The organism is Actinotalea lenta (genome assembly GCF_030586465.1).
Lineage (GTDB): Bacteria > Actinomycetota > Actinomycetes > Actinomycetales > Cellulomonadaceae > Actinotalea > Actinotalea lenta.
On sequence record NZ_JAUQYP010000001.1, the window covers coordinates 1,149,141 to 1,173,729 of the forward strand.

28 protein-coding genes, 1 tRNA gene and 1 riboswitch are annotated in these 24,589 nt (G+C 73.1%); of the genes, 21 read left to right on the forward strand and 8 right to left on the reverse strand.

Going from position 1 to position 24,589, the window contains the following annotated elements; all coding sequences use genetic code 11:
* Positions 1-132: 132 nt before the first annotated feature.
* The 4 genes from pstS to pstB all read left to right on the forward strand — a co-directional run bounded on the left by pstS (position 133) and on the right by pstB (position 4,072).
* Positions 133-1,266 (forward strand): phosphate ABC transporter substrate-binding protein PstS, encoded by a 1,134-nt coding sequence (gene pstS / locus Q6348_RS05365; RefSeq protein WP_304600269.1) that lies wholly within the window; start codon positions 133-135, stop codon positions 1,264-1,266.
* Positions 1,267-1,349: 83 nt separating this feature from the next.
* A complete protein-coding gene (gene pstC, locus Q6348_RS05370; RefSeq protein WP_434062003.1) occupies positions 1,350-2,342 on the forward strand; it encodes a phosphate ABC transporter permease subunit PstC in 993 nt (330 codons plus the stop codon).
* A gap of 1 nt (position 2,343) precedes the next feature.
* Positions 2,344-3,282, forward strand: coding sequence for a phosphate ABC transporter permease PstA (pstA, locus tag Q6348_RS05375; protein ID WP_304600270.1), 939 nt, complete (start codon positions 2,344-2,346; stop codon positions 3,280-3,282).
* A gap of 10 nt (positions 3,283-3,292) precedes the next feature.
* Positions 3,293-4,072 carry a phosphate ABC transporter ATP-binding protein PstB gene (pstB, locus tag Q6348_RS05380; RefSeq protein ID WP_304600271.1) on the forward strand — a complete coding sequence of 260 codons (780 nt, stop codon included), beginning with the start codon at positions 3,293-3,295 and terminating at the stop codon, positions 4,070-4,072.
* Positions 4,073-4,094: 22 nt separating this feature from the next.
* Here the strand turns inward: pstB and Q6348_RS05385 are convergent, their stop codons facing one another.
* Positions 4,095-4,580: a hypothetical protein gene (locus Q6348_RS05385; RefSeq protein ID WP_304600272.1), complete on the reverse strand. Its 486-nt coding sequence runs from the start codon at positions 4,578-4,580 to the stop codon at positions 4,095-4,097.
* A 211-nt stretch (positions 4,581-4,791) separates the two neighbouring features.
* Here Q6348_RS05385 and Q6348_RS05390 point away from each other — a divergent pair, with 211 nt between their 5' ends.
* From Q6348_RS05390 to ispF, 3 genes are read left to right on the forward strand one after another with little or no spacing between them, the layout of a single operon-like run.
* Positions 4,792-5,274: a CarD family transcriptional regulator gene (locus Q6348_RS05390; protein ID WP_304600273.1), complete on the forward strand. Its 483-nt coding sequence runs from the start codon at positions 4,792-4,794 to the stop codon at positions 5,272-5,274.
* 37 nt (positions 5,275-5,311) lie between these two features.
* Positions 5,312-6,043 (forward strand): 2-C-methyl-D-erythritol 4-phosphate cytidylyltransferase, encoded by a 732-nt coding sequence (gene ispD / locus Q6348_RS05395; protein ID WP_304600274.1) that lies wholly within the window; start codon positions 5,312-5,314, stop codon positions 6,041-6,043.
* Entirely contained in the window at positions 6,040-6,525 is a 486-nt protein-coding gene (ispF, locus tag Q6348_RS05400) for a 2-C-methyl-D-erythritol 2,4-cyclodiphosphate synthase (RefSeq protein ID WP_304600275.1), read from the forward strand. The genes ispD and ispF overlap by 4 nt, the downstream gene beginning before the upstream one ends.
* 3 nt (positions 6,526-6,528) lie before the next feature.
* On the opposite strand, the gene Q6348_RS05405 is transcribed toward ispF, so the two are convergent.
* Complete coding sequence (locus Q6348_RS05405) at positions 6,529-7,455, reverse strand: quinone oxidoreductase family protein (RefSeq protein WP_304600276.1); 927 nt, start codon at positions 7,453-7,455, stop codon at positions 6,529-6,531.
* Between the two features lie 156 nt (positions 7,456-7,611).
* Here Q6348_RS05405 and cysS point away from each other — a divergent pair, with 156 nt between their 5' ends.
* Together cysS and rlmB are read left to right on the forward strand one after the other, a co-directional pair.
* Entirely contained in the window at positions 7,612-9,015 is a 1,404-nt protein-coding gene (gene cysS, locus Q6348_RS05410; RefSeq protein WP_304600277.1) for a cysteine--tRNA ligase, read from the forward strand.
* Complete coding sequence (gene rlmB, locus Q6348_RS05415; protein WP_304600278.1) at positions 9,015-10,016, forward strand: 23S rRNA (guanosine(2251)-2'-O)-methyltransferase RlmB; 1,002 nt, start codon at positions 9,015-9,017, stop codon at positions 10,014-10,016. The genes cysS and rlmB overlap by 1 nt, the downstream gene beginning before the upstream one ends.
* A 19-nt stretch (positions 10,017-10,035) precedes the next feature.
* Here rlmB and Q6348_RS05420 read toward each other — a convergent pair whose 3' ends face one another.
* The 4 genes from Q6348_RS05420 to Q6348_RS05435 all read right to left on the reverse strand — a co-directional run bounded on the left by Q6348_RS05420 (position 10,036) and on the right by Q6348_RS05435 (position 14,885).
* Complete coding sequence (locus Q6348_RS05420) at positions 10,036-11,310, reverse strand: DUF4032 domain-containing protein (RefSeq protein WP_304600279.1); 1,275 nt, start codon at positions 11,308-11,310, stop codon at positions 10,036-10,038.
* A gap of 60 nt (positions 11,311-11,370) precedes the next feature.
* A complete protein-coding gene (locus tag Q6348_RS05425; protein ID WP_304600280.1) occupies positions 11,371-12,495 on the reverse strand; it encodes an ABC transporter ATP-binding protein in 1,125 nt (374 codons plus the stop codon).
* A 171-nt stretch (positions 12,496-12,666) separates the two neighbouring features.
* Complete coding sequence (gene otsB / locus Q6348_RS05430) at positions 12,667-13,449, reverse strand: trehalose-phosphatase (RefSeq protein WP_304600281.1); 783 nt, start codon at positions 13,447-13,449, stop codon at positions 12,667-12,669.
* The gene (locus tag Q6348_RS05435; protein WP_304600282.1) at positions 13,446-14,885 is read right to left on the reverse strand and encodes an alpha,alpha-trehalose-phosphate synthase (UDP-forming); all 1,440 of its coding nucleotides are present in this window, start codon (positions 14,883-14,885) and stop codon (positions 13,446-13,448) included. The genes otsB and Q6348_RS05435 overlap by 4 nt, the downstream gene beginning before the upstream one ends.
* A 135-nt stretch (positions 14,886-15,020) precedes the next feature.
* Between Q6348_RS05435 and Q6348_RS05440 the strand changes: the two genes are divergently transcribed.
* The 9 genes from Q6348_RS05440 to Q6348_RS05480 all read left to right on the forward strand — a co-directional run bounded on the left by Q6348_RS05440 (position 15,021) and on the right by Q6348_RS05480 (position 21,081).
* Entirely contained in the window at positions 15,021-16,739 is a 1,719-nt protein-coding gene (locus Q6348_RS05440; RefSeq protein WP_304600283.1) for a serine/threonine-protein kinase, read from the forward strand.
* An 84-nt stretch (positions 16,740-16,823) separates the two neighbouring features.
* Entirely contained in the window at positions 16,824-17,318 is a 495-nt protein-coding gene (locus Q6348_RS05445; RefSeq protein WP_304600284.1) for a hypothetical protein, read from the forward strand.
* Positions 17,319-17,367: 49 nt separating this feature from the next.
* Positions 17,368-17,877: a MauE/DoxX family redox-associated membrane protein gene (locus Q6348_RS05450; RefSeq protein ID WP_304600285.1), complete on the forward strand. Its 510-nt coding sequence runs from the start codon at positions 17,368-17,370 to the stop codon at positions 17,875-17,877.
* Positions 17,878-17,891: 14 nt separating this feature from the next.
* Positions 17,892-18,782 (forward strand): DsbA family protein, encoded by an 891-nt coding sequence (locus tag Q6348_RS05455; RefSeq protein ID WP_304600286.1) that lies wholly within the window; start codon positions 17,892-17,894, stop codon positions 18,780-18,782.
* Positions 18,783-18,866: 84 nt separating this feature from the next.
* Positions 18,867-18,938, forward strand: a tRNA-Thr gene (locus Q6348_RS05460).
* A gap of 236 nt (positions 18,939-19,174) precedes the next feature.
* The gene (locus tag Q6348_RS05465; RefSeq protein WP_304600287.1) at positions 19,175-19,615 is read left to right on the forward strand and encodes a hypothetical protein; all 441 of its coding nucleotides are present in this window, start codon (positions 19,175-19,177) and stop codon (positions 19,613-19,615) included.
* 22 nt (positions 19,616-19,637) lie between these two features.
* On the forward strand, positions 19,638-20,228 hold the full coding sequence (locus Q6348_RS05470) for a signal peptidase I (protein ID WP_304600288.1): 591 nt from the start codon (positions 19,638-19,640) through the stop codon (positions 20,226-20,228).
* Entirely contained in the window at positions 20,225-20,665 is a 441-nt protein-coding gene (locus Q6348_RS05475; RefSeq protein ID WP_304600289.1) for a hypothetical protein, read from the forward strand. Before Q6348_RS05470 ends, Q6348_RS05475 begins: the two co-directional genes overlap by 4 nt.
* Positions 20,662-21,081, forward strand: a complete 420-nt coding sequence (locus Q6348_RS05480; RefSeq protein ID WP_304600290.1) for a hypothetical protein — start codon at positions 20,662-20,664, stop codon at positions 21,079-21,081. Before Q6348_RS05475 ends, Q6348_RS05480 begins: the two co-directional genes overlap by 4 nt.
* A 9-nt stretch (positions 21,082-21,090) precedes the next feature.
* On the opposite strand, the gene Q6348_RS05485 is transcribed toward Q6348_RS05480, so the two are convergent.
* On the reverse strand, positions 21,091-21,957 hold the full coding sequence (locus Q6348_RS05485; protein ID WP_304600291.1) for an SGNH/GDSL hydrolase family protein: 867 nt from the start codon (positions 21,955-21,957) through the stop codon (positions 21,091-21,093).
* A gap of 81 nt (positions 21,958-22,038) precedes the next feature.
* A riboswitch (cyclic di-GMP riboswitch) is annotated at positions 22,039-22,115 on the forward strand.
* A 238-nt stretch (positions 22,116-22,353) separates the two neighbouring features.
* Between Q6348_RS05485 and Q6348_RS05490 the strand changes: the two genes are divergently transcribed.
* A complete protein-coding gene (locus Q6348_RS05490) occupies positions 22,354-22,764 on the forward strand; it encodes a hypothetical protein (protein ID WP_304600292.1) in 411 nt (136 codons plus the stop codon).
* A gap of 74 nt (positions 22,765-22,838) precedes the next feature.
* Here Q6348_RS05490 and Q6348_RS05495 read toward each other — a convergent pair whose 3' ends face one another.
* A complete protein-coding gene (locus tag Q6348_RS05495; protein ID WP_304600293.1) occupies positions 22,839-23,516 on the reverse strand; it encodes a uracil-DNA glycosylase in 678 nt (225 codons plus the stop codon).
* Between the two features lie 103 nt (positions 23,517-23,619).
* On the opposite strand from Q6348_RS05495, the gene Q6348_RS05500 reads away from it, so the two are divergent.
* Both Q6348_RS05500 and Q6348_RS05505 read left to right on the forward strand, forming a co-directional pair.
* The gene (locus tag Q6348_RS05500; protein ID WP_304600294.1) at positions 23,620-23,910 is read left to right on the forward strand and encodes a DUF3263 domain-containing protein; all 291 of its coding nucleotides are present in this window, start codon (positions 23,620-23,622) and stop codon (positions 23,908-23,910) included.
* A gap of 63 nt (positions 23,911-23,973) precedes the next feature.
* Positions 23,974-24,564 carry a LytR C-terminal domain-containing protein gene (locus Q6348_RS05505; RefSeq protein WP_304600295.1) on the forward strand — a complete coding sequence of 197 codons (591 nt, stop codon included), beginning with the start codon at positions 23,974-23,976 and terminating at the stop codon, positions 24,562-24,564.
* Positions 24,565-24,589 lie beyond the last annotated feature (25 nt).

Sequence of the window (24,589 nt, forward strand, 5' to 3'; positions counted from 1 at the left end):
CGCGCATGACAACTCGCCCCCGGGTGTTCACTGCCTGTTCACCGTGCATGGGCCAACGGGTCACCGTCCATGCCTAGCGTCGGTACCAGCCCCGGGCGCCCGCCTGGGCTGATCACGACAGGACGGGACACAGTGAAGCTCAACCGACACAGCCGGATGGCTGGGGCCGCCGCCGTGATGGGTGCACTCGCGCTGACCCTCGCAGCGTGCGGTTCGGACAACAACACGACGCCGGGCGCGAGCGGCAGCTCCGCGGACACCTCGGCCTCGGCGAGCGGCGGCACGAGCCTGAGCGGCGAGCTCGTCGGCGCCGGCTCGTCGGCGCAGGAGAAGGCGATGGACGCCTGGCGTGCGGGCTTCCAGAACGCCAACCCGGACGTGACGGTCAGCTACGACCCGATCGGCTCGGGTGGTGGTCGGACCAAGTTCATCTCCGGTGCCACCGACTTCGCGGGCTCGGACGCCGCCCTGAGCGGTGACGAGATCTCCAAGGCCGACGCCCGGTGCGCCCCCGGCACCGCGATGGACCTTCCGGTCTACATCTCCCCGATCGCGATCGTGTACAACCTGCCGAGCGTGAAGGACCTCCAGCTCTCGCCCGACACGATCGCCAAGATCTTCGACAACAAGATCACCACGTGGGACGACCCGGCGATCAAGGCGGACAACCCGGACGCCACGCTGCCGTCCGACCCGATCGTCATGGTGCACCGCTCCGACGAGTCCGGAACGACGCACAACTTCACGGACTACCTTGCCCAGGCCGCCCCCGACGCGTGGCCGTACAAGGCGAGCGGTGACTGGCCGAACAACGGTGGCCAGTCCGCGCAGGGCACCTCGGGCATCATCCAGACCGTGCAGGGCGCGAAGGGCACGATCAGCTACGCCGACGCCTCGCAGGCCGGCTCGCTGGGCGTGGCCAAGGTGAAGGTGGGTGACACGTACGTGGCCTACACCGCCGACGCGGCGGCGGCCGTGGTGGCGGACTCGCCGCGGGACACGAGCCGCGCCGCAGGTGACATCGTGGTCAACATCGACCGCAAGACGACCGACCCGACGCACTACCCGATCGTGCTGCTCTCGTACCAGATCGCCTGCACGAGCTACCAGGACCAGGCCACCGCCGACAAGGTCAAGGCATGGCTGACCTGGGTGTCCAGCTCCGAGGGCCAGCAGGCCGGTTCGCAGGCCTCGGGCTCGGCGCCGATCTCGGACGCGCTGCGCGCTGACATCCAGAAGTCGATCGACATGATCTCCGCGGGCTGACCGTCGGATGACCAGCGGGTGTGGCCGGCCCTACGCTGCGTAGGGTCGGCCACACCCGTCCGCACAGATCACGGAGACTCCAGGTGACCACCACCCCGACCCGATCCCCCCAGGGGGCTGAGGGGCTGCGCAGGTCGCGACGGTCCGGCGTCGGCAGCGGGCTGTTCGCCGGCCTCTCCGTCGGCTCGGGCGCGCTGATCCTCGTCGTCCTCGCCGCGGTCGCCGCCTTCCTGCTCATCCAGGCGTGGCCCGCGTTGACGAGCGCCCCCGCCACCCTGCACGAGTCCATCGCCTGGTTCCCCGACAAGACCTCGCTGGTGTCCTTCGTCGGCCCCCTGGTCTTCGGCACGCTGCTCGCCGCCGCGATCGCCCTGGTGATCGCCACACCGATCGCGGTGGGGATCGCGCTCTTCATCTCGCACTACGCACCCCGGCGCTTCGCGGCGGGGCTGGGCTACCTGATCGACCTGCTCGCGGCGATCCCCAGCGTGGTCTACGGCCTGTGGGGGGTCCGGGTCCTGGTGGGCCAGAACGGTATCGGCCAGCCCATCCAGCAGGTCCTGCACGACGTGCTCGGGTTCATCCCGCTGTTCGCCGGGACACCGGCCCGGCCGGCTCGCAGCCTGTTCATCGCCGGCATGGTGCTCGCGGTGATGATCCTGCCGATCATCACCGCTGTCGCGCGCGAGGTGTTCCTGCAGACCCCCCGCCTGCACGAGGAGGCGTCGCTGGCCCTGGGCGCGACCCGCTGGGAGATGATCCGGATGGCCGTGCTGCCCTTCGGGCGGTCCGGCGTGGTGTCCGCCGCGATGCTGGGCCTCGGCCGGGCGCTGGGGGAGACGATGGCCGTGCTGATGATCCTCTCGCCGGGCTTCACCTACAGCTGGCACATCCTCGAGGCGGGCAAGCAGCAGACCATCGCCGCGAACATCGCCGCGCAGTTCCCCGAGGCGAACCCGCTGGGCGTCAACACCCTGATCGCCACGGGCCTCGCGCTGTTCGTCATCACGCTGGCCGTCAACATGCTCGCGCGCTGGATCGTCTCGCGCCGGGCCGAGTTCTCGGGAGCCAACTGACATGGCCACCGCGACGGCCGCGCCGGCCTTCCAGGTGCACCGGATCGAGACCCGTCGTCGGGTCACCAACCACGTGATGACCGGGCTGGTCGTCCTGGCGTTCCTGCTGGCGATGACCCCCTTGGTCTCTGTGACCTGGTCCGTGATCGCCGAGGGGTACAAGCAGCTCTCCCCGTACTTCCTGACCCACTCGATGCGTGGGGTGTTCGGGGGCTCGGAGAGCGGCGGCATCTACCACGCGATGCTCGGCACCGTGCTCATCACCCTGGCAGCGACGGTGATCTCGGTCCCGATCGGGTTGTTCACGGCGATCTACCTGGTCGAGTACGGCAGGGGCCCGTTGGCCCGCGCGGTGACGTTCTTCGTCGACGTGATGACCGGCATCCCGTCGATCGTCGCCGGGCTGTTCGCGTACGCGCTGTTCGCGGTGATCCTGGGGCCGGGCGCGACGTTCGGGCTGATCGGCGGGATCGCACTGAGCGTGCTCATGACCCCCGTCGTGGTCCGGTCGAGCGAGGAGATGCTCCGGCTGGTGCCCAACGAGCTGCGCGAGGCCGCGCTCGCGCTGGGCGTCCCCAAGTGGCTCACCGTCGTGAAGGTGGTGCTGCGCACCGCCGTGGCGGGCCTGACCACGGGCGTGATGATCGCGATCGCCCGGGTCATCGGCGAGACGGCACCGCTGCTGCTCACGGCAGGGTTCTCCGACTCGATCAACAGCGACCTGTTCCACGGACGCATGATGACCCTGCCCGTGTTCATCTACTCCTCGTGGCACAAGGGCTACGTGCCGTGCAACGCGGGCGACGTGGCCTGCAACCCGAACATCAACTTCGAGCGGGCCTGGGCGGCGGCGTTGACGCTGATCGTCATCGTGATGCTGCTGAACCTGGTCGCCCGGCTCGTCGCCAGGTTCTTCGCCCCCAAGACCGGAACCCACTGACAGGACCCCGATGGCACAGCGGATCGACGTCAAGGACCTCAACATCTACTACGGCTCGTTCCTGGCCGTGGCGGACGTGACGATGAACATCCCGGCCCGGTCGGTGACGGCGTTCATCGGGCCGTCCGGCTGCGGGAAGTCGACCTTCCTGCGCACCCTCAACCGGATGCACGAGGTGATCCCCGGGGCCCGGGTCGAGGGCTCGGTGTCGGTCGAGGGCGTCAGCCTCTACAGCTCGGACGTCGACCCGGTGGCCGTACGCCGCCAGATCGGCATGGTGTTCCAGCGGCCCAACCCGTTCCCCACGATGTCGATCGCCGAGAACGTGCTCGCCGGCGTTCGGCTCAACAACCGGCGGATGTCCAGGTCCGACGCGGCGGACCTGGTGGAGGAGTCGCTGACCGGCGCCAACCTGTGGAACGAGGTCAAGGACCGGCTCGACAAGCCCGGGTCCTCGCTGTCCGGCGGCCAGCAGCAGCGGCTGTGCATCGCCCGGGCGATCGCGGTGCGCCCGCAGATCCTGCTCATGGACGAGCCGTGCTCGGCCCTCGACCCGATCTCGACGCTGGCGATCGAGGATCTCATCCAGGACCTCAAGGACGAGTACACGATCGTGATCGTCACCCACAACATGCAGCAGGCGGCGCGCGTCAGCGAGCAGACCGCGTTCTTCAACATCGAGGGCACCGGCAAGCCCGGGCGGCTCATCGAGATGGACGACACCCGGGTGATGTTCTCCTCGCCGAGTCGCAAGGAGACCGAGGACTACATCTCGGGCCGGTTCGGCTGAGCCGCTCGCCGGTTCGCCGGCGTCAGCTCGAGGGGACCAGGCTCGCGTAGGCCGGCAGGGTTCCGTCGAGCACCGGCACCTGGACCGTCGTCCTGCCGGACACGTCCGAGGCGACCGAGACGGAGACGAGGGCGCCGGGTGGCGCGGGCACCGAGCGCACGTCCACCGTGGTGGCCGGCGGCGCGGCGGGCGCGTTCTGCTGCGGGCCGAGCAGCACCGTCGACCTCGCGGGGACCTGGACCGGGACCACAGCCGATCCCACGCCGAGCTGGACCGTCATCGGCTGGTCGCCGTCGTTGATCAACGCGCCGAGCATGGTGCCCGGGTCGCCCTTCGCCGCGGTGAGCACCATGAGGTTGTCGCCCGTGAGGTGCCCGAGCGTGACGTCCACCCCGTCCGAGGCCGCGTAGTTGGTCGTCTCGCTGGCCCCGCAGCCGGCGAGGACCGCCGCGGACGCCAGGGCGGCGGTGGCGAGCAGGGCGCGGCGGGTGCGCGTCGAACGTGTCACGGTCTCTCCAGTGTCCCGGGGCGTGCTGCGCGTCAGCCTAACGGTCGGCCAGGATCGCGGCTCGTCGGAGCCGGCCTGTGGCCGCCCCGATGGCCTCCCACCTGCGGGCCTACCGGGTACGGCCCGCTGACCAGCGCAAACGGTCCTGCAACCGGATCGGTGCGGGGCAGGGCGTGCTAGTATGGGTCTCCGCGAAAGGGGACTCCTGCACATGACCTTCACCGTCGGCGAGACCGTCGTCTACCCGCATCACGGCGCAGCACTCATCGAGGAGATCAAGACCAGGACCATCCGCGGCGAGGAGAAGCAGTACCTCAAGCTCAAGGTGGCCCAGGGCGACCTGACCATCGAGGTTCCCGCGGACAACGTCGACCTGGTCGGGGTCCGTGACGTCGTCGGTGCCGAGGGGCTGGAGCGCGTGTTCGACGTGCTGCGCGCGCCGTACACCGAGGAGCCCACCAACTGGTCGCGCCGGTACAAGGCGAACCTCGAGAAGCTGGCCTCCGGCGACGTCATCAAGGTCGCCGAGGTCGTCCGCGACCTGTCGCGCCGGGACGCCGACCGGGGGCTCTCCGCCGGTGAGAAGCGGATGCTCGCCAAGGCGCGGCAGATCCTCGTCTCGGAGCTCGCCCTCGCGGAGCACACCGAGGAGGACAAGGCCGAGGCCATCCTCGACGAGGTCCTCGCCTCCTGACGCGGCGGGTCGACCCCACCAGGACAGGCGGACCGAGGTGACGCTGGCCGCGGTGCTCGTGGCCGCCGGCAGCGGGACGCGGCTCGGCCGTCCGATGCCCAAGGCGTTGGTGCCGCTGGGCGGCGAGACGATCCTGGCGCGTGCGGCGCGGGCCCTGGTCTGCGGGTGTGACGCACGCGAGCTCTCGGTGCTCGTGGTCACGGCGCCGCCGGAGCACGTCGCACCCTTCACCGACCTGGTCGAGGCCCTGCATCTCGGCGTGCCCACGGTCGTGGTCGCGGGGCGCGCGACCCGCCAGGGGTCGGTGGCCGCGGCACTCGAAGCCCTGGAGCCCTTCCCGGCGGTCGACCTCGTGCTCGTGCACGACGCGGCGCGCCCCGGCGTCCCGCCGGAGGTCGTCGACCGGGTGGTGCGGGCGCTGCGCGCCGGCCACGGGGCCGTGGTGCCCGCCGTTGCCGTGGTCGACACCGTCAAGCGCGTCGGGGCGGGCGACGGCGACGCGGAACCGGTCCTGGAGACCGTCCCCCGGCTCAGCCTGCGGGCGGTGCAGACCCCGCAGGGGTTCGACCGTGCCCTGCTCGAGCGGGCGCACGCGGCTGCCGCCCGGCACGCGCACGACGAGGCCGTCGCGGCCTCGGACGACGCCGGCCTGGTCGAGATGCTCGACGAGCAGGTCTGGGTCGTCGCCGGTGACGAACGGTCTGCCAAGATCACCACGCCGCGGGACCTGACCGTCGCCGAGCTGCTCCTGGGGCGGGAGGACCGATGAGCGGACTGCCTCGGACGGGGATCGGTGTCGACGTGCACGCTTTCGCGCCCGCCGGGTCGGACCGGGAGATGTGGCTCGCCGGCCTGCGCTGGCCCGGCGAGGTCGGCCTGGTGGGGCACTCCGACGCCGACGTCGCGGCGCACGCCGCCGCCGACGCTCTGCTGTCCGCCGCCGGGATCGGCGACCTGGGATCGGTGTTCGGCACGTCAGACCCCCGTTGGGCCGGGGCCTCGGGCGCAGCCCTGCTCGCCGAGGCCGCCCGCCTGGTCCGCGAGGCCGGCTTCCAGGTGGGCAACGTCGCGGTCCAGGTGATCGGGAACCGGCCGCGCCTCGGCGCTCGGCGCGCCGAGGCTCAGGAGGCGCTGTCCGCGGCGTGCGGGGCGCCGGTCACCGTGTCGGCGACCACTACCGACGGCCTGGGTCTGACGGGCCGCGGTGAGGGCGTCGCGGCGGTCGCGACGGCGCTCGTCATGGGCCGCTGATCCTCAGGGCAGCAGGACGATCTTCCCGGTGACGTGACCGTCGATACCTGCCCGGTGCGCCCGACGGGCCTCGGTCAGGCGGTAGGTGGCTCCGACGCGCACGTCGATCTTGCCCGCCTCCCACAGCCGTAGGAGCTTGTGCCGGGCGGCCATCCGGATCTCGGTTCCCGGATCGGAGCCCTCGCCGCCCCCCAGCAGCTGGATGCCGAGCTTGGCTCCGAGCGCGTGCCCTGCCAGCGTCGCGATCCTCCCGTGCGGGGCCAGGGCCACGGAGGTCTCCAGGGCCTCCGTGGTGCCGGCCGCGTCGATCGCCGCGGTGATCGTCCCCAGGGTGCGCACCCGCTCGGTCAGCCCGGGACCGTAGGCGACCGGAGTCGCACCGAGGTCGGTCAGGTACTCATGGTTGGCGGGGCTGGCGGTGCCGACCACGCGGGCGCCCCGGCAGTGCGCCAGCTGGACCAGCATGGCGCCGACGCCCCCGCTGGCGCCGTGCACCAGCACGGTGTCCCCGGCGCCGACCCCGGTCGCGGTCAGGGCGTGTACCGCTGTGACCCCCGCGACCATGAGGCCGGCCGCCTTCTCCCAGCTCATCGAGGCGGGCTTGGGCAGCACCGCGTCGGCGGGCACGAGGATCTGCTCGGCGTAGGCGCCGTGCGCTGGGTAGACGATCACCTCGTCCCCGACCTGGACGCCGCTGACCTCCCGACCGTGCATGAGCACCACGCCTGCGGCCTCGCTACCCAGCCGCATCGGCAGCACGGTGGGGTCCGTGGTCCACGCCCCGGAGTACGCCTTCCAGTCCGCGGGGTTGACGCCGGCGGCCCGTACCTGGACCAGGACGTCGTACGGCCCCATGACACCCGGGTCGGCGTTCACCACCGCGAGCATCTCGGGGCCACCGAATCCCGTCGCCACCACCGCACGTGTCATGTCTCGATCATTCTCCGGCCCGGCACACCGGTCCAGGGTTCGGCCCCCTCCCAGCGGTGGGGGGTGAGACGGTCCGTCCGTAGCGTGAGAATTCCGGGGGCTCGGGCCCCACCGTCGCCGTCTGTGGCGTGGGCGGTGCGCCGGTACCCTGGCGCGGTGAGCCTCCACCTGTTCGACACCGCGACCCGCGAGCTGCGCGAGCTCGTCCCGCTGCGTGACGGTGAGGTCGGGCTCTACGTCTGCGGCGCAACGGTCCAGGGCTCGCCGCACATCGGTCACCTGCGCACGGACGTGGCCTTCGACGTCCTGGTGCGGTGGCTGCGCCGCAGCGGCCTGCGGGTCGCCCTGGTGCGCAACGTCACCGACATCGACGACAAGATCCTGGCCAGGGCCAAGGAGGCCGGCGTGCCGTGGTGGGCGTGGGCGCTGCGGCACGAGCGCGAGTTCACCGCGGCACGCGAGGCGCTCGGGGTGCTGCCGGCCGACTACGAGCCGCGCGCCACCGGCCACGTCACCGAGATGGTCGACCTCATGCGGACGCTCGTGGACGCGGGGCACGCGTACACCACGGGCGACGGTGACGTCTGGTTCGACGTCCGCTCGTGGCCCGACTACGGGAGCCTGACACACCAACGGCTGGACGACCTGACGCCCTCGGAGGACGAGGCGTCGCCGGGCAAGCGAGACCCTCGCGACTTCGCGCTGTGGAAGTCGGTCAAGCCCGGCGAGCCACCCACGGCCGCCTGGCCGACGCCCTTCGGCGCCGGGCGACCGGGGTGGCACCTGGAGTGCTCCGCGATGGCTCAGCGCTACCTGGGCACGGAGTTCGACCTGCACGGTGGCGGCATCGACCTGCGGTTCCCGCACCACGAGAACGAGCAGGCGCAGTCCCGCGCGGCCGGGTACGGCTTCGCGCGGATGTGGCTGCACACGGCGTGGGTCAGCCAGGCGGGCGAGAAGATGAGCAAGTCGCTGGGCAACACCGCCGGCGTCGCCGCGCTGCTCGCGCAGACCTCGGCGCCCGTGCTGCGTTACGCGCTGGCGTCCGTGCACTACCGGTCGGTCGTGGAGTGGGGGCCGGAGACCGTCGCCGAGGCGGAGGCCACCTGGAACCGGCTGTCCGGTTTCGTGCACCGTGCCTGCGAGCTCGCCGACCCCGGCGACCCGCAGGCGGCACCGCTCCCGGCGGAGTTCGCGGCCGCCATGGACGACGACCTCAACGTCTCCGCGGCCCTGGCCGTGGTGCACGACCATGTGCACCGAGGGAACACCGCCCTCGCGGACGGCGACCTCGCCGACGCCGCTGACGAGGTCGCGGCCGTCCGGGCCATGCTCGACGTACTGGGCCTGGACCCCCTGGCCTGGCAGACCACCGGGGACGGCCGCACCGAGCAGGCGCTGGACGCGCTCGTGCGGGCCGAGCTCGAGACCCGCGCCGCCGCCCGGGCTGCGCGTGACTGGGCCACGGCCGACGCGGTGCGCGACAAGCTGGCGGCCGCCGGGATCGTCGTGGAGGACTCGCCCACCGGTGCCCGGTGGGCCGTGAAGGAGCAGAGCTGATGGCCGGCAACTCCCGTCGTCGTGGCGCGACCCGCAAGCCCGGCACCAAGAAGCAGCCGACGGCCGGAACGGGCGGTAAGGGCCGGCGCGCACTCGAAGGCAAGGGGCCCACACCCAAGGCCGAGGACCGCCCGTACCACGTCGCGCACCGGCGCAAGGTCGCCGCCGAGCGGGCCGAGCAGCGCGGTGGTGAGCCGCAGCGCCGCCGACCGCAGCGCGACCTGGGCTCGCGGACGCGGCACAGCGGTGTCGAGGTGGTCGCGGGCCGCAACCCTGTGGTCGAGGCGCTGCGCGCCGGCGTCCCGTGCACCGGCGTGTGGTTGGCCCACCAGATCGATGCGGACGACCGCGTCAAGGAGATCCGTGCCGCCGTCACGACGCGCCACCTGCCGCTGGCGGAGGTGACCAGGGCCGAGCTGGACCGGATCACGGACGGCCTCGCGCACCAGGGTGTGGCGATGCAGGTGCCGCCCTACGAGTACGCGGACCTGGATGCCGTGCTCGCCCGCGCCCGGCGGGCCGGCAGCGCACCGCTGCTCGTCGCGCTGGACGGTGTCACCGATCCGCGCAACCTCGGCGCGGTGCTGCGGTCGGCCGGCGCCTTCGGGGTGCACGGCGTCGTGGTGCCGGAACGCCGTGCGGCCGGCGTGACCGCCGCCGCGTGGAAGGTGTCCGCCGGTGCCGCGGCGCGGGTACCCGTGGCCCGCGTCACGAACCTGGTCCGCGCGCTCGGTCAGGCCCGCGACGCCGGGTGCGCGATCGTCGGGCTGGACGCGGACGGCACGATGCCGGTCGCCGACCTGCACCTGGCCGTCGACCCGGTGGTCCTCGTGGTCGGCTCGGAGGGCAAGGGACTGGGCCGGCTGGTGCGGCAGACCTGCGACGTGATCGCCTCGATCCCCATCGCGAGCGCCGTGGAGTCGCTCAACGCCGGGGTGGCCGCCGGCATCGCCCTGTACGAGGTCGCCCGGCTGCGCGGCGGGTCGTCCGCGGTCCGGTGAGCCCCGCGTCCGGCGCCGATCAGGGTCCTGCGGGTCGCTCGTCCACGTCGGCGTCGGCGATCTGCGGGAGCTGGGCGGTGTCGACGCCGAGGATCGCCTGCTCGTCGGGACGGCCGCGCAGGACGGCCGCCACGTAGCTGCGGGCGGCCTCGAGCATCGGCACGTCGCGGTTCTGCTCGGCCGACACGAACCACCGGTGGTCCAGCATCTCGTGGAACATCTGGGCGGGCTCGAGCTTGCCCCGCAGGTCGGTGGGGACCTCGCGGACCGCCGGCTCGAACACCTCGGTGAGCCACTCGCGCGCCACGGCGGTCTCGGGCGCTCCCTGGCGCTCCGTCGAGGCGCGGAACTGGTCGAGGTCGTTGAGCAGCCGGCGGGCCTGGTTCTCCTCGACCGTCAGCCCCGTGAGGCGCGCGAGCCTGCGCGCGTGGTGCCCGGCGTCGACCACCTTGGGCTGGATGGACACCGTGGTCCCGTCGACGTCGGTCACGATGTCGAGCTCTGCGACGTCGAACCCGAGCTCGTTGAGCCGCTCGATGCGGGCCGCGACCCGCCACCGGTCGGTCGCGCCGAAGGACTCGACACCGGTCAGGGCGTCCCACAGCCGGGTGTAGCGGTCCGCGAGCCGGTCGCCGATCGCCACCGGGTCGACCTCCGCCTCGAGCATCCCACCGGCCTCGAGGTCCATCAGCTCGCCGATGATGTTCACGCGGGCCACGTCCAGGTCGTAGGCGCGCTGCCCGTCGGACAGGTGGTCGTGCAGGTCGCCGGTCTCCGCGTCCACGAGGTAGGCGGCGAACGTCTCCGCGTCGCGGCGGAACAGCGTGTTGGACAGGGAGACGTCACCCCAGTAGAAGCCGGTCAGGTGCAGGCGCACGAGCAGCACCGTCAACGCGTCGACCAGCCGGGCGCTGGTACCCGGCTGCAGCTGCTGGCTGAACAGTGCGCGGTAGGGGAGCGAGAACTGCAGGTGCTGGGTGACGAGCGCCGCCTCGAGGTGCTCCCCGTGCGCGTCCCGGCGACCGGTGATGACCGCGAGCGGCTCGACACTCGGCGTGTCGAGCCGATGCAGCGCGCGCAGCAGCTCGTACTCGCGGTAGGCGACGGTCTCCCCGATCTCCTTGACCGCGATGATCCGCCCGGACAGCCGCACGAAGCGCACGACGTGCCGGGAGATCCCCCGGGGCAGCGCGGCCAGGACCGACGCCGGCCACTCCTCCAGCGGGATGTCCCACGGCAGGTCGAGCAGTGCGGGGTCGGGTGCGGCCGCGGTGATCTGCAGCCGGTCCGCCATGGTGCTCCTTCACAGCGGAGGGCGGGGACGGCAACCGCCGGCCCCGCCCTCCGTGGTGTGTCAGGCCTCGATGCGGGCGCCGCTCGAGGGACGGAACAGGTGGCGCTCACCTTCGCGGATGGCGACCGAGATGACGTCGCCCTTCATCGGGGTCTCCCGCGGGTTGACCCGGACGATGATCTGGTCCTCGCCGGCGCCGGAGGTGATGCCACCCTCGGCTCCCGGCTCGGCGATGGTGCCGTACGCCAGGGCGTCCGAGCCCAGCTCCTCGATGAGGTCGACCTTGACGTGGAACGCGCCGGTCGAGCCCTCGGGAACCAGGTCCAGGGACTCGGGGCGGAAGCCGACGGTGATCCGACCGCCGTCCTCGCTGCTCAGGGCGTCGAGCGCAGCGCGGGGCAGCGGGATCCGGGCGGCGCCGAGCTTCGCGGCGTTGTCGGCGACCTGGAAGTTGCCGATGTTCATGGCCGGCGAGCCGATGAAGCCGGCGACGAACACGTTCTTCGGGTGGTCGTACAGGTCACGCGGGGTGCCGACCTGCTGGAGGATGCCGTCCTTGAGCACGCAGATCCGGTCGCCCATCGTCATGGCCTCGGTCTGGTCGTGCGTGACGTAGACCGTGGTGACGCCGAGCCGACGCTGCAGCGACGCGATCTGGGTACGCGTCTGGACGCGCAGCTTGGCGTCCAGGTTCGACAGCGGCTCGTCCATGAGGAACACCTGCGGCTGGCGGACGATCGCGCGGCCCATGGCGACGCGCTGACGCTGGCCACCGGACAGCGCCTTGGGCTTGCGGTCCAGGTACTCCGACAGGTCCAGGATCCGGGCGGCCTCCTCGACGCGCTGGCGGATCTCCGCCTTCGGGGTGCCGGCGATCTTCAGGGCGAAGCCCATGTTGTCCGCGACGGACATGTGCGGGTACAGCGCGTAGTTCTGGAAGACCATGGCGATGTCACGGTCCTTCGGCTGGACGTCCGTGACGTCGCGGTCGCCGATGAGGATGCGACCCGCGTTGACGTCCTCCAGGCCGGCGAGCATGCGCAGCGAGGTGGACTTCCCACAGCCGGACGGGCCGACGAGCACCAGGAACTCGCCGTCGGCGACCTCCAGGTCGAGCGAGTCGACCGCGGGCCGCTCGGTCCCCGGGTAGATCCGGGTCGCCTTGTCGTAGGTGACAGTTGCCATGTTCTTTCCCTCCACCGGCAGGTACGTGCCGGACGATCCGAGTAGAGGACGAGGGCCTGGCGGGCCCACGCCGACGCCGATGGCGACGGGGTCATCCTGCCACACCCCACCAGGCCTCCGGCGGGCGATGGGGCGGCCGCCAGCACCGGGGCCGCCGCCCGGGCCCGGGGTTCAGGACCCCAGGAGGTCGGCGAGCCGGTGCAGGGTGCGGGCCATCGCCTCGGGATCCGCGACCCGGTACGGCGCGACGGACTCCCCGTCCCCGACCCGGATCGCGACGTCCCCGGGGCCGAGGACGGCCATCGCGCGCTCGTCGGTGACGTCGTCCCCCGCGAACAGGACGGGACCGGCCCCGGTGCCGGAGCGCAGCTCGCGCAGCGCGTCGCCCTTGGTCACCCGCAGCACCGACAGCTCGACGATGTCCCGGCCCGCCATGGTGTCCAGGTCCAGCCGTTCGCCCAGTGCGAGGGCCGCGTCGACCAGCCGGTCCGTGTCCTGCGTGGGCACGCCGCGGGTGTGCAGCACCACGGTGGTGGGCTTGACCTCGATCCGCGCGGTGGTTCCCTCGACCAGCCGGGACAGCTCGTCCGCCGCGCGCGCGAGCAGGCTGGACTGCTCGTCGTCGAGGGCGGGGTCGCCGGGGCGCAGGCCGCCGTCCCAGGCGCCCACCTCGGCGCCGTGGGATCCCACCAGCAGCGTCCCGTCGGGAACCTCCGCGACCGCCGCGAGGTCCGCGAGCCCGCGCCCCGAGATCAGGGCGAGTCGCACGCCGTCGGCGCCGGACAGGCGCCGCAGCGCCGCGGCGCCCTCCGGGGTCGCGCGGGACCGTGACGGCACGTCGACGAGCGGGGCCAGCACGCCGTCGAAGTCCAGCGCGACCAGGAGCGTGCGCCCCGCCCGGACCGCGTTCGACAGCCCGGCGAGCGCGCCCTCGAGGGCGGTGGTGTCGCTCATGCCGAGTTCCCGGTGGTGGAGGACGGGACGTCGACGTGCCGGTCGACGTCGCCCAACGCCTCGAGGAAGCTGCGCGACCAGCGCGACACGTCGTCGGTCAGCACGCGGCGGCGCAGCCGGCGCATCCGGGAGCGCACCTCCCGCTGGTCCATCGTGACCGCACGCTCGACGGCCGCCTTGAGGCCGTCGATGTCATGCGGGTTGACCAGCAGGGCCCCGTTGAGCTCGTCCGCCGCGCCCGTGAACTCCGAGAGCACCAGGACGCCTGCGTCGTCCACGCACGCGGCGACGAACTCCTTGGCGACCAGGTTCATGCCGTCCCGCAACGACGTGACGAGCATGACGTCGGCGGCCCGGTACAGCGCCGCCATCTCCTCGGGCGGGTAGGAGTGGTGCAGGTAGTGGATGGGCTGGGTGCCGATCCGGCCGTGCTCGCCGTTGATGCGGCCGACGGCCAGCTCCACGTCCTCGCGCAGCTGCTGGTACGCCTCGACGTTCTCCCGGCTGGGACTGGCGACCTGCACGAGGGCTGCGCCGGGCACCTCGAGCCGTCCCTCGTCGAACAGCTCCCCGACGGCCTTGATCCGGTGCCGGATCCCCTTGGTGTAGTCCAGCCGGTCGACGCCGAGCAGCAGCACCTCGGGTGAGCCGAGGTCCGCGCGGATCTCCGCGGCGCGCGCCCTGACCCACGGGGACCGGGACAGCTCGTCGAAGTGCTGGGAGTCGATGGAGATGGGGAAGGACCCCGCGCGGACCTTCCGCTCGGGGCCGGGTTCGGCGACCGTCACGGTCCCGGCCCGGACGGGCAGGTCCGTCCACCGCCGCACGACGCGCAGGAAGTTGGCTGCGTCGCCGGAGCGCTGGAAGCCCACCAGGTCCGCGCCGAGCAGCCCCTCGATCACCTGGCGGCGCCACGGCAGCTGTGCGAACAGCTCCAGCGGCGGGAACGGGATGTGGTGGAAGTACCCGATGCGCAGGTCGGGGCGCAGCTCGCGCAGCATCGCCGGGACCAGCTGGAGCTGGTAGTCGTGCACCCAGACCGTGCCTGCCTCGGACGCCTCCGCGGCGGCCGCCTCCGCGTACCGCCGGTTCACCCTGCGATAGGCGTCCCACCAGTGCCGGTGGTACACGGGTGGGCTGATGACGTCGTGCGACAGCGGCCAGAGGGTGTCGTTGGAGAAGCCCTCGTAGAAGTCCGCGACCTCCTGTGCGGACAGGCCGACGGGCACCAGGTGCATCCCGTCGGCGTCGAACGGTTCCGGCGCCTCACCGGGCGAGCCGGGCCAGCCCACCCAGGCCGCATCGGCCTGGCGCATCACGGGTTCCATCGCCGTCACCAGGCCCCCGGGGGAGCGCTGCCAGGACGGCGTGCCGTCAGGTTCGACCGTCAGGTCCACGGGCAGTCGATTGGCCACCACCACGAGCGGGTGTGTCACAGGATGCCTCCCAAAGGTCCGCCCCGAGGCTAGTCGTCGGACCCGGCGGTTGCAGGGCGTCGAGTGCCGCGGGGGACGGTCCGGCGCCCTGCGTGGGGCCGGGCCGGGGCGGGGACCGGCCGGTAGCGTGACGGCATGGAGCGGATCGGACCGGCCCCCGGCGACGAGCTCGGGGGGTACCGCGTGGTCGGCCCGCTGGGCCGCGGCGGCATGGGCGCGGTGTACCGGGTCCGCGACGCCGACGGGGCGGACGTCGCGCTCAAGCTCGTCCACCCGTACCTGGTGGAGGGGCCCGCCCGGGAGCGGCTGGGTCGGGAGGTCGCGGCGCTGCGCCGCGTGCGCCACCCGGGCGTCGCACGGGTCCTGGACGCCGAGCTCGACTCGACCGAGCCGTTCGTGGTGACGGAGCTGGTGGACGGTCCGTCGCTCGCGGCGCGCGTCGCGGACCGCGGCCCGTTGACGGTGGCCGAGCTGGCCGACGTCGCCGAGCGGCTGCGCGCCGCGCTCGTCGCCGTGCACGAGGCCGGTGTCCTGCACCGCGACCTGACGCCCGCGAACGTCCTGGTCTCCGACGAAGGCCCGGTGCTCATCGACTTCGGGATCGCGCAGACCGTCGAGGACGCCCGGGTGACCGAGGCGGGCTCGGTGGCCGGCACCCCCGGGTACCTGAGCCCGGAGGTGCTGGATGGCGCCGAGCCGAGCCAGGCGACGGACTGGTGGGGCTGGGCGGCCACGCTCGCCTTCGCCGCCACCGGACGAGCGCCGTTCGGGGTGCGGCCCCTTGCGGCGGTCCTGGCCAGGGTGCGCACCGGCGACGCGGACCTCGACGGCCTCGAGCCCGCGGTCGCCGAGGCCCTGGCAGGTGCGCTGCGGACCGACCCGGCGGCACGTCGCGATCCGAAGGCCCTGGTCGACAGGCTCCGCGCGGCCGTCGATGGGGTCGTGCCCGGGACGGGCTCGTTGCCGCGGACCGCGGTCCTGCCCACCGGCGCCGCCCCGGTGGTGGTCGGCTCGCGTGCGGCGGTTCCGCCTGACGCCGACGTTGAGCCGACGGTCGTCGTGGGGGAGCCGTCCGGCAGCGTCGAGCCGGGCTCGGCCCCGCCCTGGACGCAGCCGCCACCCCCGTGGGACGAGGCGGTGCAGCCGCAGTGGCAGGGGACGGCCGAGTGGGGCGGCCCGCGGGAGTGGGACGGCGAGCCGGAGGTCCCCGCGGACACGCTGCCCGAGGAGGCGGCGCGCCGCCGGGTGGTCTCGGTCCTCGCCATGGGGGTGCTGCTCGCCGCGGTGGGCGCGGGGTGGCCCGGTCTGGCGTTGGCGGTCGCCGTCGGGCTGGCCGTGCTGGTGCGCAGCGTGGGGCTGGACGTGGTGGCCCTGCGCCGCCGCAGGGCCCGCGGCGGCGCGCGACGCGGCGGCACGGCCGGCGCCGTCGCCGGCTGGCCGTGGTACCTCCTGCGCGCCGTGCTCGGCGTGCTGCCCGCAGCGCTGGTCGCGGCGAGCGCCGTCCTCGTGGTCGGCGGGGTGGGCTGGTGGCTGATCGGCACGGGTCACTGGACCCCGGTGGCCCTGCGGGCCGGGGAGGTCTCCGGCGACCTGCCCGGCACGCAGGCGTGGGTGGAACGTGCGTTGCTGGTGGTGGCGGTCGTGCTCGGGCTCGTGGTCGTCTGGTTCGGCCCGATGAGCCGCAGCACCCGGATCGGGGCCCGGTTCGCCCTGGCGGCACTCGCTCCGCCGCGTGCCGGCGCGGTCACGTTCGTCCTGCTGGCGCTCGCGGCCGCGGGAGCGGTGGCGACCGCGATCGTGCTGGGGCAGGACGTGGTGTGGTGGCCCTTGCCGGGGCCGCCCGACCTGGGCTGAGCGAGCCGCCGTCCGCCCAGCAGGCCGGGGCGCGCGTCGAGGTGGGCCCTGCCGTCGGGACGGTTCGGCGCGTATCCTCCACCCGTGGACCGGACACGCGTCGCGCCCGCACCGCTGGCCGCGGTGCTCGCTGCGCTGAGCGTGGTGGGCGTCGGGTTCGCCACGGCGTCCCGGTTCGGCGCGATCCTCGTCCACCAGTGCGTGGCCGGCGACGGGATGGCCGGGGCGCTCGGTCTGCGTCTGGCGCTGCTCCGGCCCGACGCCGCCTGCCCGTCGGGTGCGCTCGCGGTCGGCGGCGACTCCCGGCAGGTGATGGGCGTACTGGTGGTCGTGGCGCTGCCCCTGCTGCTCGTCCACCTCCTCGGTCTGACCATGGCGGCCGGGTTGCTGGCTCGCATCGGCCTCGCGGTGCGCACCGTCGTGCGGGTCCTCGCAGGGCTGGTCCGACGTCCGGAACCCGCACGCCCCGCACTGCCCCGGTGCGCACGCCCGGTCCCGGCCGGCCTGCTGAGGGGCGCCGTGGAGGGTGCGCCGGTCGGCTCCCCGCTCCTGCGAGGACCGCCGCTGCGGTTCGCCTGAGGCGCGCCGAGCCCGGCGCGCCCGTCCGCCGTGCCCTCAGGAGAACCGCATGTCAGATCCCGATCCCGTCCTGCCCGCGGGGCGGTGGGCGACCGCCCGGCCGTGGGTGTCCACCGTCGTGCGTCTGGCCCTGGCCGTCGTCAGCCTGTGGGCCGGCCTCGCCAAGGCCGGCGACCTGGCCGCGAGCGTGCGCGCGGTGCGCGCGTTCGAGCTGCTTCCCGAGGCGCTCGCCAGGCCGGTGGGCTACGGCCTGCCGGCCGTGGAGATCGTCGTCGGGGTGCTGCTCCTGCTCGGCCTCGTCACGCGCTATGCCGCCGCGATCATGGGTCTGCTGATGCTCGCGTTCATCGTCGGCATCGCCTCGGCGTGGGCGCGCGGCCTGTCCATCGACTGCGGCTGCTTCGGCGGCGGCGGCGCCACCTCGCCCGACCTCACGCAGTACCCGTGGGAGATCACCCGCGACCTCGCGATCGCCGCCGGCGCGGCGCTGCTGGTCCGCTGGCCGTACTCCCGCTTCTCCCTCGACCAGACCCTCGGCCTCACGCGGGCCGCACAGTAACCGGAAGGACCCTCATGGCTCCCTCGTCCAAGGACCGTCGCGAGCAGGCCAAGGCCGCCGCGGACGCCCTCCGCGCCAAGCAGGCCAAGGCTGCGCAGCGACAGCGCACGATCGCGATCGTCTCGCTCGTGGTCGGCATCGTCGTGGTCGTGTCGCTCGTGCTCGTCATCCTCAACAACGGCACGTCGGCCGCGCCTGCGGCCCAGGTGACCCCGACGGTCGCCACCGGGCACGGCGGCATCGTGTTCGACAGGTCGGGTCTGGTGACCCCGCCCGACGGGGCCGGCGCGGCGGCGCCCGGCGCCAGCCCGTCGAGCGGCGTGACGCTGGGGCCGGCCGGGCTGACGTCCGACTGGCCGCAGAACGGCGACTTCGCCGGCAACCCGGTCGTGGTCAGCGTGTACTTCGACCCCATGTGCCCCTACTGCGGCCACTTCGAGCAGCAGAGCGGGAAGCTGCTGGACCAGCTGCGCGCCTCCGGCGAGATCGTGATCGACTCCCACCCGCTGTCGTTCCTGGACCGCAGCTCCGCGGGCACCAACTACTCCACCCGCGTCGCCAACGCCGCCTGGACGCTCGCCGAGAAGGCCCCGGACGCGTACTTCGGCTTCCTCGAGGGCGTGTTCGCCGACGGTGTGCAGCCGCAGGAGGGCACCGCCGGCCTCACGGACGACCAGATCGCCCAGATCGCGCTGTCCGCCGGTGCGCCGAAGGACGTCGTCGACACGTTCACCGACGGGACCTACACCTGGTGGGTCGCCCAGGCGACCGACATCGCCTCGCAGGATCTCGGCAGCATCGCCACCCCGGACGTCATGCTGAACGGGGTCTCCATCAGCAAGACGGTCGACATCTACGACCCCACGGCGCTCAAGGCGGCGATCGACGCCGCGGCCAAGGGCTGATCCACCGGCGGCCCGGGACCTCGAGGTCCCGGGCCACCGGCATGCCCCCGGATGGCAGACTGTCCGGCACGCTGGCACGCCAGTGCCGCCTTAGCTCAGTGGTAGAGCACCCGCCTTGTAAGCGGACGGTCGTCGGTTCGATCCCGACAGGCGGCTCCCATACCCCGCCGATCACTGCGCCGAACGGGTGATCAACGGGCCGACATGTCCGGTTTGCCCAGGTTGTCGGGTGCGCAATCCGGACTCATCGGGGTGAACCCGCGTCATCAGGGCTCAAGATCGGACTCGCATGCGACGAATGACCCCGTGATCGGCCCACCCAGCCGGTCATCCCCCTCAGTGGCGTCGCTTCCCCCGCGCCGCCTGATACCCGACACGAAGGACTCTCACCCATGCCCGACAACCGTCGCAAGTCCGCTGCCATCGCCCTCGCCGTCATCGGTGTCGCGGGCCTCTCGCTGGCCAGCGCGTCGAACCTGAGCCTGTCCGGCGGGACCATCCAGGCGGGCAGCACCAACGTCTCCGACTGCCAGCCGTCCGCCTCGCCGGTCGGGACCCGGCTGACGGCGGGAGCGTACGACGCGGGCGCGAAGGCCTTCCTTGCGACGAGCGTGACGTTGACCGGGATCAACACGACGGCGACCGCTGCCAACCCGTCGTGCGTCGGCAAGCAGGCGCAGGCCGTGCTGCTGGACGGTTCCGGCGCCGTGCTCGCGACCTCGGGGAAGGTGCAGATCACTGCCTCCGGCACGGTGGACGTCGCAGTGCCGAGCACGACGTCCGTCGACGCCGCGAAGGTCGCGTCGATCTCGGCCGTCATCTCCGACAGCTGAGCGGTCCCCGCCCCGCCCGACCATGACCGCCACTGAGGGACCCGCAGCCGGCGCAGGATGCCTGCGCCGGCTGCGGCGGCACCTCGGTGACGCGCTGTTCATGGTCGGCGCACTCGTCGTCGGGTACGTCCTGTGGCCGAGCTCACTCGGTGGGTGCACCACCCTGACGATCGTCTCCGGGCACTCGATGGAGCCGACGTTCTACACCGGGGACCTCGTGGTCTCGCGGTGCGGGGAGCCCGCGGTGGGCGACATCGTGGTCTACAACCCGCCGAACGTCGGCTCGGCTCGCATCATCCACCGGATCATCGGCGGAGACGCGACCGGCTGGACCGTCCAGGGCGACAACAACAGCTTCGTGGACCCGTGGACGCCGTCCGACCGGCGGATCCTCGGCCGCGCCGTGCTCCACATCCCCAAGGTCGGGCTCGTCGGCTCGGTCCTGGTGAGCCCCGTCACGTGGGTCTCGCTGTTCCTCATCGCAGGAGCCCTCCTGATCTGGCCGAGCCGGGCCCAGGACACCCCGGGCGGGGAGGCCGAGGGGTCGGAGGCGGCCGCGACGTCTCGACCCCGTCCCTCTGATCGACCACCGCAGGACCTGGAGACCCGATGACCGCCCGCCTGCGTCCGTCGCGCCGCGTGGTGGCGCTGGCGCTCGCCGCGCTGGCGGTCGCGGGCATGCAGGCAGGGTCCGCCTCCCAGCTCTCGGTCGACGGCGGAACCATCCAGGCCGGTGCGGGTCAGGTCGTCGACTGCCAGCCGCCCTCCCGGACCATCGCAGTGAGCCTCGACAGCACGTTCAGCGGCGACACGTACCGGACCAGTGCCGTGCGGCTGGACGACGTGAGCCCGGCGTGCGTGGGGCTGGACTACCGTCTCCAGCTCCTGGACACCACCGGCACGCCGCTCGATGCGAACGGACCTGCCGCCGGGACGGATCCCGCGGGTCGGATCGGCACTGGGCAGGTGGTCGTCCCGGTCTCCGACGCGGCCGACCAGCCCATCCCGACCGCGGCCATCGGCAGCGTGGCGCTGGTGATCACCGGATGAGGCGCGCGACGGCGCGGGCCTGGCGCCCGTTGGTCCTCCTCGCCGTGCTCACGGCGAGCTTCGTGGCGCCGCACCTGGCGTCGGCGTCCGGCGTGGCGGTCTCCGGGGGGACGCTGTCGGTGCGCAGCATCTCCTCGCCGTGCCCCGGCGTCGCGACGGCCGCGCCTGCCGCCCCGGCCGGTGGTTCGGGTGCCCGCTTCGACGCCGTGGCTGTCACGCTGCCCCCCGGGTGCGGGGTCCACCAGGTCCGGCTCGAGCTCCGGGACCGCAACCCGTGGCGCAGCGGATCGGCCACCCTCGACGGCTCCGGTGTGGTGCTGCTCGACCATCACTACACCGCGCGGTCCGACACGGTCGTCGTCGCCACCCTCGACGGGTGGGACCTGCCCGTCGCCTGGAGCCTGGGCGCTCCGTGACCGCCCGGGTCAGTCGTCGCGGACGACGGTGACGAGCTCCGGGCGCTTCGCGTGCCTCGTGTCGCCGCTGGAGGTCTGCCGCAGGCGTCGGGTCGCCCACGGGTAGGCGTGGTCGCGCAGCCAGGCGGCGTCGGTGCGCCACCGTTGCACGGCCGGGGGCTCCGGCAGCGGCGCCAAGGGGTCGTCCCAGCGCTCGTCGTCCGGCTCCAGCCCGAGAGCGACCAGCGCTCCCTGAGCGACCCGGCGATGGCCCTCGGACGTCAGGTGGATGCGGTCCGGCGCCCACATCCGCCAGTCCATCAGCGAGCGCATCCCCCACACGTCCAGCACGTGTGCCCCGTGCCGGCGCGCGATGCTCCAGATGTGCGCGTTGAAGATCCCGGTGCGCGGCCGCGTCCGGCGGACCACGGGGCTGTACCGGGTGTCCATCCCGGTGGCGAGCAGCACGTCCGCACCGACGGCTCGCGCGCGCGCCACGGCGTCCTCGAGCAGCGCCGCGAGATCATCCGGATCGCCCGAAGGCCTCAACAGGTCGTTCCCGCCGCCGATGATGCTCACCAGATCCGGTTCCAGGCCGAGAGCCACGGGCAGCTGCTCGTCGACGATCGGCCGCATGAGACGGCCCCGGATCGCGAGGTTGGCATACCGGACCGGCTCACCGTCGGGGCGGGCGCGATCGGCGAGGTGGTCGGCCAGCAGGTCGGCCCAGCCCCGGACGGGCAGCGTCGGGTCCACGGTGGAGGTGCGTCGGGGCGGGTGCCCGCCGGGGACGTCCCACAGCCCCTCCGTGAACGAGTCGCCGAGGGCCACGTAGCGGCGCCATGGATGTGCGGCATCCGGGTGGTGCGTACGGGTGAATCCCACCTGCCAAGTCACCCCCAATGCCTACCAGTGGTGCCAAACCGGGCGCGGTCCGATCTGGACGGGTTCCCGGTCCTCGGTCATCCTGGATTCGTCAGCGACAAAGGGCAAACCCATCGCGAGGTGGGGACGCAGAGCCACGGGACCCTTGCCGGGTCAGCCGAGCTGCCGAACGACGAAGGATCCACGATGACGGCACGTCGGAGCCTCGCTCCGTACCGCCCCACCCCTGAGCCGGGCGCCGTCGTGCGCTCGGCTGGTGCGTGCCGCGCCCCCGAGAGGGGGTCTCGCCCGGCATAGCCCGGGCACCCGTGCCCCGGCCCACAGGACGTGTGGTCGGGCACCCGGAGGGCAGGACGCCCCACGGGAGCTGGACCCCGCGTAGCGGAACCCATGGAGGGGGGTGACGACGTGAGCGCGACGAGTCGCAAGGTCACTGCGGTGGCGCTGGTGGCGATGGCGCTCGCCGCGATGCCGACGGCCAATGCGCTCGGCTCGTCGTTCGCCGCGCCGGCCCTGCTCGTCGGGCAGGCCGGTTCCGACGCGTGCGGGTCCTCCACCGTCGACGTCGCCTACGACGTCGCCTACGACGCCGACCTCGGAGGTTTCGGGGTCAGTGCCGCCCGGCTGTCGGGGCTGGACGAGCGCTGCCAGGGATACGACGTCACCGTGTCCCTCGACGGGCCCGGGGGGGCTCCGTTGGCCGAGATGACCACCAAGGTCGTGGCGACGCACCTGCGCGTCGCCGTTCCGGCGGGTACGCCGGTCTCCGCTGAGCAGCTCACGGGGGTGAGCGTCGTGCTCAGGGGTCCTGGGGCCTAGGCCTCGCGTGCGGTGGACGTGGTGCCGCCCCGCTGGGGAGCGGGGCGGCACCGGTCGGCAGCCCGGTCCGGCCGTCAGGCCAGGCACCACCGCACGGGCGGTGCGTCCTGCTCTGCGAGCAGGGCGTCCACCCGGGAGAACGGGCGGGAGCCGAAGAAGCCTCGGGACGCGGACAGCGGGCTCGGGTGCGGGCTGGCCACCGTGGGCACCCCCCGCAGGATCGGGCGCAGCTCCTGGGCCTGGGATCCCCACAGGACGGCCACCAAGGGGCCGCCGCGGTCGACGAGGGCCTGCACCGCTCTGGTCGTGATCTCCTGCCACCCCAGGTCGCGGTGCGACGCGGGCGTGCCGGAGCGGACCGTCAGCACCCGGTTGAGCAGCAGCACGCCCTGCTCCGTCCACGGCGTCAGGTCGCCGTGGGCGGGCGCCGGGCAGCCCAGGTCCGAGCCGAGCTCGGTGAAGATGTTGGCCAGGGACCTCGGGACGGGCCGCACGTGCGGGGCTACGGAGAACGCCAGCCCCACGGCATGGCCGGGGGTGGGGTAGGGGTCCTGGCCCACGACGAGGACTCGGACCTGCGACATCGGCCGCGCGAAGGCGCGCAGCACGGCATCGGGTGCGGGGAGCCATGCGCGCCCTGCCGCGTTCTCGGCGCGCAACGCGTCACCGATGCGGCGCAGTGTGGGTTCGACCGGAGCGAGCGCCTGCGCCCAGTCCGCGGCCATGATCCGGTCGAGGGGCTGGGGCGGCACAGCGGCAGGGTAGCCGTGCGCGCCGTCCGGTGACGCCGCGCGGGGAATGACACGGGTGTGATTCCGGACGTACCATGGGCGGGTCCGCCAGGAGGGAGCCCCCATGGACGCCGCAGCTCGGCAGCTGACCGCGGTCAGTGCCTCGGACCTGTCCGAGCGTGACCGCGAGGTGCTCGCCTTCGAGCGGCAGTGGTGGAAGTACGCGGGGGCCAAGGAGCAGGCGATCCGCGAGCTGTTCGACATGTCGGCCACCCGGTACTACCAGGTCCTCAACGCCCTCATCGACTCCCCGGCCGCGCTCGCGCACGACCCGATGCTGATCAAGCGCCTGCGCCGGATGCGGTCGAGCCGCCAGCGTGCCCGGACGGCGCGTCGGCTGGGCGTCGACCTCTGACGCCCGGCGCCGCCCGGCGTTCCGGGTGATGGACTGCGCCCGGAAGCCGATACCCTGTCGGCCGTGAGGTCGCCCGACTACCCGTACCCCCCCGACGAGTTCGACGCGGCCGCCGGCGCTGGAGGGCCCCGTGGTGTGCATCGCACGCCACGCTCCGCCTGGAGTCGCTGGTGGCCGTTCCTGGTCGTGGTGATCCTCTTCCCTGCCCTCGCGTACGGCGCGGTCACGTTGTTGTCCGGCGGACTGCCCTTCGGGTCGAGTGCGGCGACCGCGTCCAGCTCCACGTCCCCGACGACGAGCGCCGCACCCTCGCAGACCGGCACGCCGTCCCAGACGCCCACCGCGACCCAGACGCCCACCCCGACGCCGACACCCGACCTGACGAGCCCGGTGTCGGTGCAGAACGCCACCCGGAAGGCCGGCCTCGCGGGCGGGGCGAGCGACCTGCTGAAGGCCGCGGGCTTCACCGACGTCTCGATCGGCAACTGGACGGGGGCGACCCAGCAGAGCAGCGCCGTGTTCTACCCGGCGCCCGAGGACCAGGCCACCGCGACGAAGGTCGCCGAGTCGCTCGGGATCTCCCGCGTCGAGCAGGACGCCGCGCTGGCCGGCACGTCGATCCTCGTGGTGCTCGAGGGCGACTACACGCCCTGACCGCGCTTGCACTCTCCGGGGTCGA